The following is a 6,980-nucleotide window of genomic DNA, read 5'->3' as shown; positions in this document are numbered from 1 at the left end:
GGAAGGAAGCATGTTCAAATGGAAGGAAGCATGTTCAAATGGGAGGAAACATGATTTTAGGATATTTAAGGAATCAAAAGTAGCAATAGCACCAAAATCTAGCAGATGCAGGGTTTACAGAAAATACATGCAAAAGTTAAATTGCCACACAGAAAAACAAAGAAGAAACCATTAATTAAAGAACAAAAGCAAGATAACCAGAAGCTTGCAAGTCAAAGAGCGGTAGTTGAAAATGTGATAGGTCTCTGGTCTTATTTCTATAGTGCTGCCAATTACAACAGGCCTATTTTGTATTGAGTGCATTCCAAGTATTCCAGATTGTGGAGGATTTATTATAGGTGTGGAAAGTAATGAACCATATATTCCACCATTTGAGATAGTAAATGTTGCACCTTCCATTTCAGATATCTGTAGCTTGCCATCGCGAGCCTTTTTACTGAGAGCAGCTAATGTTAACTCGATTTCAGCAAATGACATATTATCAGCATTGCGAATAACTGGTACAACAAGACCCCTATCGGTTCCAACTGTAACGCCTATGTCATAATAATGCTTATATATTATTTCATCTCCTGGAATTTCAGCATTAATTTCAGTGATTTTTTTTAAGTGCCTGCACTGTTGCTTTTATAAAGAATGACATGAAACCTAATTTTATTCCATATTTCTTTTCGAAGCTTTCCCTATATCTTGTGCGCAAATCCATGACGTTCTTCATGTTAACTTCATTGAATGTAGTTAATATTGCGGCAGTATTTTGTGATGCTTTTAAACGAGCAGCAATTACTTGTCTTATTTTGCTCATTTTTACTCGTTCTTCTCTAGGTATAGATTGTATTATGTGGTTTTCATACGTGGGTGTATTTATATGATTAACAACATCTGCTTTAGTAATACGGTTATCTATTCCTGTTCCTTTGATACTTTCAGGATCAATCTGATTTTCTTCCATAATTTTGCGTGCTAAAGGTGCATTTTTATTGGTTGCTATCACCTCATCTTTTTTGTTTAACCTGTTTTCATGAGTTATGATTTCTTTTTTCCTTCTTCAAGTTTTGCTAATCATTGTCCAGGGCTAATCACATCATTTTCTTTGACAAAAAACTCAATTATTTGTCCACTGGTTTCTGCGGTGAGCTCAAGTGCTGTTTTATCAGTTTCCAGTTCAAAAATTACATCATCAATGTCTACTTGATCACCAATATTCTTTTTAATTTTTATTATTCCTTATTACACTGCTATAATTATATGAAAGAAAGCAACAAAAAAATGCTTATTACCTTGTCAGTGTCACCCAAAGAACTTAATTTTACGTTGAAGGATCTAAATTCTAGAATACTTTCAACTACTAGTATAAAAATTCCTCAAGCAAGCGAAGATTTGTTAAGAATAATGTCAATTAAAAGATTTGCAGATAAGCAGCTTAAAGTTGATTCAAAGGTAATAAATTATATTTTAAAGAGAATAGAGCGTTCTTTTCATAGTATTAATAGAATCATAAAAGAAATAGACAACAAATCAATAGGTACATCTATTACTATTCCTTTTATAAGTTCTGTACTACGTGAACTGAAGTAAGTACTTCAATAGACTGTTCTATATGTGCAGGTATAGGAGCTGTAAGAACAACTTCCTTATCATTTGGTAATTTTAAAGATAATAAATATGCGTGCAAATGCATTTTATTTGCTAGAGTAGATATAAAAGCTCTTTTACCACCATATTTCCCATCACAAAGAATAGGACAATTTATATAAGCTAGATGCACACGTAATTGGTGAGTTCTACCAGTAATAGGCTTGAGTTTTAAGTAAGCTACATTATTATTTAACTTTTGTAAAATAGAGAAATGTGTAATAGCATTTTGTGCAGCATTCATATCAACTATTACTTTCTCTTGTCCAAAAATATACTTTTTTATCAACGGACAATTTATAATACCATTATCTTTATTTGGTATCCCTACAGTTAGTGCTAAATAGGTTTTCTTAATTTTATGTGTCTTAAATACTTCGCTACTGTTGCATTACGAGCAAATATCACTATCCCGCTAGTATCTCTATCTATTCTGTGAACTATTTTAAGTGTTTCCCCACTCTTCACATCACTAAGTAGATCACTAACGCTATTCTTTCCACCTTGAACAATCACTCCCGCAGGTTTATTAATAACTACTATATATTCATCTTCATACAATATGTTCTCTCTGAATATCTGTATCACTTTCGGATTAGGTTTAAATGCTGGCTTTTTACATTTCAGATGTATATATTTCTCCATGGTGATAGTTTCACCATAGCTTACCCTATAATTAGATTTAACTTTTTGATTATTACTCTAATTAATCCTTTTCTTAAAAACTTCTCAATAATAGATTGTGTAATGTTAGGAAAGAATTTGCGTATATACTTATCTACCCTAATACTACTATGATCATCTACTATTATGGTTCTTATTACAGTCATTAATAGAGATACAAGTTTCTAATGTCATTACTAGCAAGAAACTGCTGATGTAAGTGATCTCTCACCAACTCAATCCTTCCTTGTTTTTTACCACTTTCCATTCAATTTTCCTACTCAGCCCTCATGTCACACTTCATTTACGCCTCAGTTACATCTATTAAATGGATTTCTCATAATGTAATTTTTCAATACTGGCTAAACTTTGTAACTGCTCATTCCATCAATATATATGAAAAAGCTTCTTTGCTCAATTTGCTTCTTTAAAAATTTTAGTAGCTCAATCAAAAACCTTGATTAAATCTACTTGCATATGTTTAGTGACAAATAGTACTGAGCATAACCTTTAGGCCCTTTTAACTTACACTTCAATTAGCTCGTTATCTCTATACAACACTCAGTTTTTTGCAAGCCAACTTGCATACTAATGCCACTCTTCCAAAATTAAGTGGCCTGAGAGCATTATTAAGAAGTGCATAATCTTCTTCTATGCCAAAAAATATTTAAATATAAAATCATTTGTAGTATCATAAACTTTAGAAAGCAACATAAGAGAATGTGGTACCTAATCATATTAATAAAAAAATTTGCAAGTTTTATTTTCTAAAGCAAATACAAATTTCAAGAATCTTGTAACTCCTTAATATGCAGATTACGTGGTATAGATTCAAGTTCTCTAGTAACCTCCAATCTCTTACTTTTTGTATCTATTCCTAGTTTATTAAATGCACGAGCTGCAGGAAAGACTCTTGTTTCAAGAGAGCCAGCTGTTCTATACTTTTTAAACTTTTACGTAAATTATTAAAATTTTCTCCTATGCCACAAATACGTTCATATAATATATGTCCTAATTCACTAATCTTTTTTGCACTTTCAGTTACTATTTCCTGTTTCCAACCATACGCCATTGCTCTTAATAACGCTATTAAAGTAATAGGTTGCAATAATTACTTTTTTTTCAATACCAATTTCTATTAAAGCAGGTTCATACTAAAGAGCTGCACTAAAAACCCTTTCTCCAGTAAGAAACATCACTACAAGTTCTGGTGTATTGTTAAATTGATTCCAATATTCCTTTTTCCCAAGCTCATTAATATGTTTTTTTATCGCTAATGAATGTTCTTTTAATTTTTCTTTTTGTATCAGTAAATCCTTTTGCGATACTGCGTCAAGATAAGAATCGAGTGGTACTTTAGCATCTATTATTATCTGTTTACCTGATGGCATCTTGATTATTAAATCAGGGCGCAGTATGCTTTCATCATTCTTATCAACTACAGACGGTTGAATATTAAAATCACAATATTCAATCATTCCTGCCATTTCCACAACTCTCTTTAACTGTATCTCGCCCCATTTACCTCGTACATGAGGTTTCCTTAAAGCATTAGCTAAATTAGAAAGTTTGATTCATTAGCGCACCTATTTGTTCCTTTAAACCTTCATATGCTCCTACTCTTTCTTTCTCAAGCATACGTATTTCATGGTCAAATTTTTCCAGCTTCTCTTTGATTGGAGTAACAACTTCATTAAGTGTTGCTTGTCTCTTCTCTAAGTCATTTTTTGTATCTTTAAGTTTACTATCGATTATTTCCTTAGCTAAATTCAAAAAATTATTATTATTAGCTTGTAATGCATCAAGCGAAAGCGCTTTGAAGGTATTTGTAAGCCTTTCTTCTGCTACAGCCAATAACTCTATTTCTCTTTTCTTTTCCTCACGTTCCTTTTGTAAAGTTACTTCAAGTTCTGTATTTTTAATTTTTAATTCAACTATTTCTCTATCTCGTGTGTATAAAACTTGTTTCAATTCATGTTCTAATTTTGATATATAATCTATAAATTTTAACTTTTGTTTTACAATATAGAACAAGCACTACTGCAAGCGCTGTAAAACAAGAATAAAGCAGCATAAATATATAATTGAGATTACATATGCTTATTTTACCAGACAAGCTTTTTATGTGAAGGATTTTTCTTATAGAACTTATATGAAACTATAATAATTACTTTATTTACCTTACGCTCACTAGCCATTTATACTAGAAAAAGCCATACCAAGTAATATAAATAAATTTACACAATACATTTTTTATGTATAACTCATTTGTGAAGGTTTATATGGATCATGAGTAAAGTGATAGAAATTAAAGCACCAAAAACTCTTGGAGGAGAGTCGATCACAGAATGAGATTTCATCTTGTATATTATGAATATCTTCTAAAATAAAAGCATCGCTATATCTCATATCACTGATAAAATTGTTGATATTTATAAAAATTGCTTGATTTCCAAATATGTGCAAAATGAGTTTTACCAGAACTTTTAGGTCCGAAAAGTAGTAAGCATTTCCAAGATGAGTCATTAACTACTACATCATATATATATTTATTTTCTTGTAATATAATATAATTGTATTGACTATAATCTGTATAATTATCATTCTGAAATAGATTTCACTGCACTTTAACCACTTCTATAAAATTCGCTTTTACGATACTTATTAACCATCAATTCTATTGATACAATAAATATGGATACAATTGGAATAAAAAGCAATATACCTATTAATCCAAAATATGAAGCACATATAGTAATTCCCAAGATAATAATTGCTGGATGTATATTGATTTTTTTTCCTATTAATAATGGAGTCAATATGTATGAATCTATTAATTGACCTGTTAAAAATAATAATAAGACAATAATACTTTCTAACCATTCACTAAATTGAGCAACAGCACTTAAAAAACCTATAGTGGAATATATTAATGGCCCTATATATGGAATAAAAGTTAATGCGCCTGCTAAAACTCCGATAACGATAGCATGTTTAAGTCTTAATATACTAAGAGTGATAGAGTAAAATATCATCATAAAAATACACACATTCATCCGTCCTTTCAGATAGGTGAATATTGTGGAATCTACTTTTACAAAAAAATTTGTAACATTTTTTTTATAGGGTATAGGAATTAACTTATTAATTTTTTCTATAATGAGAGGCCAATCGCGTAGTGTATAGAAAAATATTACAGGCGCAATTACCATTAATGATATAAAGTTAACGCTTGAACTAAGTATTTCAAGCATAAAATTATTTGCAACTTTTAATGCATCTATAAGATATGTTGCATAATTTTTTAATATATCTTCAGAAAAATGATCAATATCAGTTCTAATATTAAACAATTCTAGTAGAGGTGAAATTAATGTGGATTGCAGTAAAGGCATATTTTTTACTAGAAAATCTAGTATAGAGGTGATTTGTACACATATAACTGGTAAAATAAGTATAATAGTTAATATAAAAATTACTATTAATAAAAATGTTATTACAATGACAGAATATAAACGTGGTATTTTAAATTTTTCCAACCTATGCACCAGTGGATTAAATAAGTATGCAGCAAGACTAGCAACAAGACATGGAAAGATTATAGGACGCATTAATATAATGGTAAGAAGTAGTATGATACAAGAAATTATATAACGTTTTTGCATATATTTTGCTTAATATACTTAATTATGTATCTAGAAATCAGCTGGCATAACACTCTCTAAGTCAGTATGTTCCATATATTTAATGTTGTCAAAGTAACTAGAAGGAAATGCTTGTAATAAGCAACGATTAAATAAAATATCATTATGATAATTGTTATAATGACAATACGTAGAATCTTGTTCTACGTATGGTATTTTAATAATGCTACTATTATAACTTAACTTTCTTGTCACAGTACTTAATTGTATATGTCGTGGTATTAATGTATCATTAGTGTGGTTTATTATGACTATTGGGATTAGTTTATTTTCACTATATAAACTTTTAATATCATCGGACGGATTAAAATCTAAATTGAAAATTTTTAAAAGAAATGATGGTAAAAGTTTTGTTTGTGGTATAGGATAGTTTTTTACTGCTTTTTCAAATGAACTGAAAGTACTGGTGAACATAGCATCACCAAGCTTTATATCTTTATCTGCAAAGTATCTCATAACTTTTAATATAACTGCTCCACCAAATGAATGACCAAAGAGTGTTATTTGTTCAGGCTTTACACCAGATTCTATAAGTTGCTCTATTTCTTGTATTGAAGATATGTATAAATCTTGCTTCTTGTGTATAAAAGGTATCATAATAAGTACTATAGATAAAAGCAAACAAGATAAAGAGATACAAGATAAAGAGATAAAAGAAAGCGGGATAAGAGTAATTGGTATAAAGTATAGCATTAGAGGTGATACTATAGACATTCCTAGTAATACAAAGCTAACTATAAGATACAAATTATAATTTTGAAAAGCTTTAGGATATTTATGTGCATGTCCAATAATTTGTATATCATGCATTTGTTTACTATCAAGCTCCTTTCTATACTGATACAACGCTTCACAAAAATATTCCATATACTTCTTAGTTTCTTTATGGTTAGAACCCAATCCATCAAAGAATACTACGTGTAATTTAATATCACTCATTTACATACCTCTAGCTTTTACAAATAAATGAAGTATACT

Annotated in this window: 5 protein-coding genes and 3 pseudogenes; 2 read left to right on the top strand and 6 right to left on the bottom strand. The window is 29.7% G+C overall.

The window, feature by feature from the left end; all coding sequences use genetic code 11:
* Window positions 1-105: 105 nt before the first annotated feature.
* Window positions 106-297, top strand: a complete 192-nt coding sequence (locus BIY23_RS05645; protein ID WP_390903695.1) for a transposase family protein — start codon at window positions 106-108, stop codon at window positions 295-297.
* Here the strand turns inward: BIY23_RS05645 and sucB are convergent.
* A pseudogene (gene sucB / locus BIY23_RS05400) lies at window positions 223-1,224 on the bottom strand (dihydrolipoyllysine-residue succinyltransferase); the annotation flags it as partial. The gene BIY23_RS05645 and the pseudogene sucB sit on opposite strands and share 75 nt — an antisense overlap.
* Window positions 1,225-1,248: 24 nt before the next feature.
* On the opposite strand from sucB, the gene BIY23_RS01665 reads away from it, so the two are divergent.
* Complete coding sequence (locus BIY23_RS01665; protein WP_081326508.1) at window positions 1,249-1,578, top strand: HdaA/DnaA family protein; 330 nt, start codon at window positions 1,249-1,251, stop codon at window positions 1,576-1,578.
* Here the strand turns inward: BIY23_RS01665 and BIY23_RS01660 are convergent.
* The 5 genes and pseudogenes from BIY23_RS01660 to BIY23_RS01645 form a co-directional block, all read right to left on the bottom strand.
* A pseudogene (locus BIY23_RS01660) lies at window positions 1,547-2,280 on the bottom strand (RluA family pseudouridine synthase). The gene BIY23_RS01665 and the pseudogene BIY23_RS01660 overlap by 32 nt on opposite strands.
* A 20-nt stretch (window positions 2,281-2,300) precedes the next feature.
* Window positions 2,301-2,465 carry a hypothetical protein gene (locus tag BIY23_RS05725; protein ID WP_458772610.1) on the bottom strand — a complete coding sequence of 55 codons (165 nt, stop codon included), beginning with the start codon at window positions 2,463-2,465 and terminating at the stop codon, window positions 2,301-2,303.
* A 618-nt stretch (window positions 2,466-3,083) separates the two neighbouring features.
* Window positions 3,084-4,332, bottom strand: a pseudogene (locus BIY23_RS05615) (DNA recombination protein RmuC).
* 593 nt (window positions 4,333-4,925) lie between these two features.
* Window positions 4,926-5,963, bottom strand: coding sequence for an AI-2E family transporter (locus BIY23_RS01650; protein WP_070064810.1), 1,038 nt, complete (start codon window positions 5,961-5,963; stop codon window positions 4,926-4,928).
* A gap of 30 nt (window positions 5,964-5,993) precedes the next feature.
* On the bottom strand, window positions 5,994-6,941 hold the full coding sequence (locus BIY23_RS01645) for an alpha/beta hydrolase family protein (protein ID WP_070064809.1): 948 nt from the start codon (window positions 6,939-6,941) through the stop codon (window positions 5,994-5,996).
* Window positions 6,942-6,980: the final 39 nt, after the last annotated feature.

The sequence above is a fragment of the Wolbachia pipientis genome, from assembly GCF_001752665.1.
Taxonomy (GTDB): domain Bacteria; phylum Pseudomonadota; class Alphaproteobacteria; order Rickettsiales; family Anaplasmataceae; genus Wolbachia; species Wolbachia pipientis_A.
The sequence above is the reverse complement of the archived record's forward strand: the minus strand, read 5'-3'. Positions and strand labels throughout refer to the sequence as shown.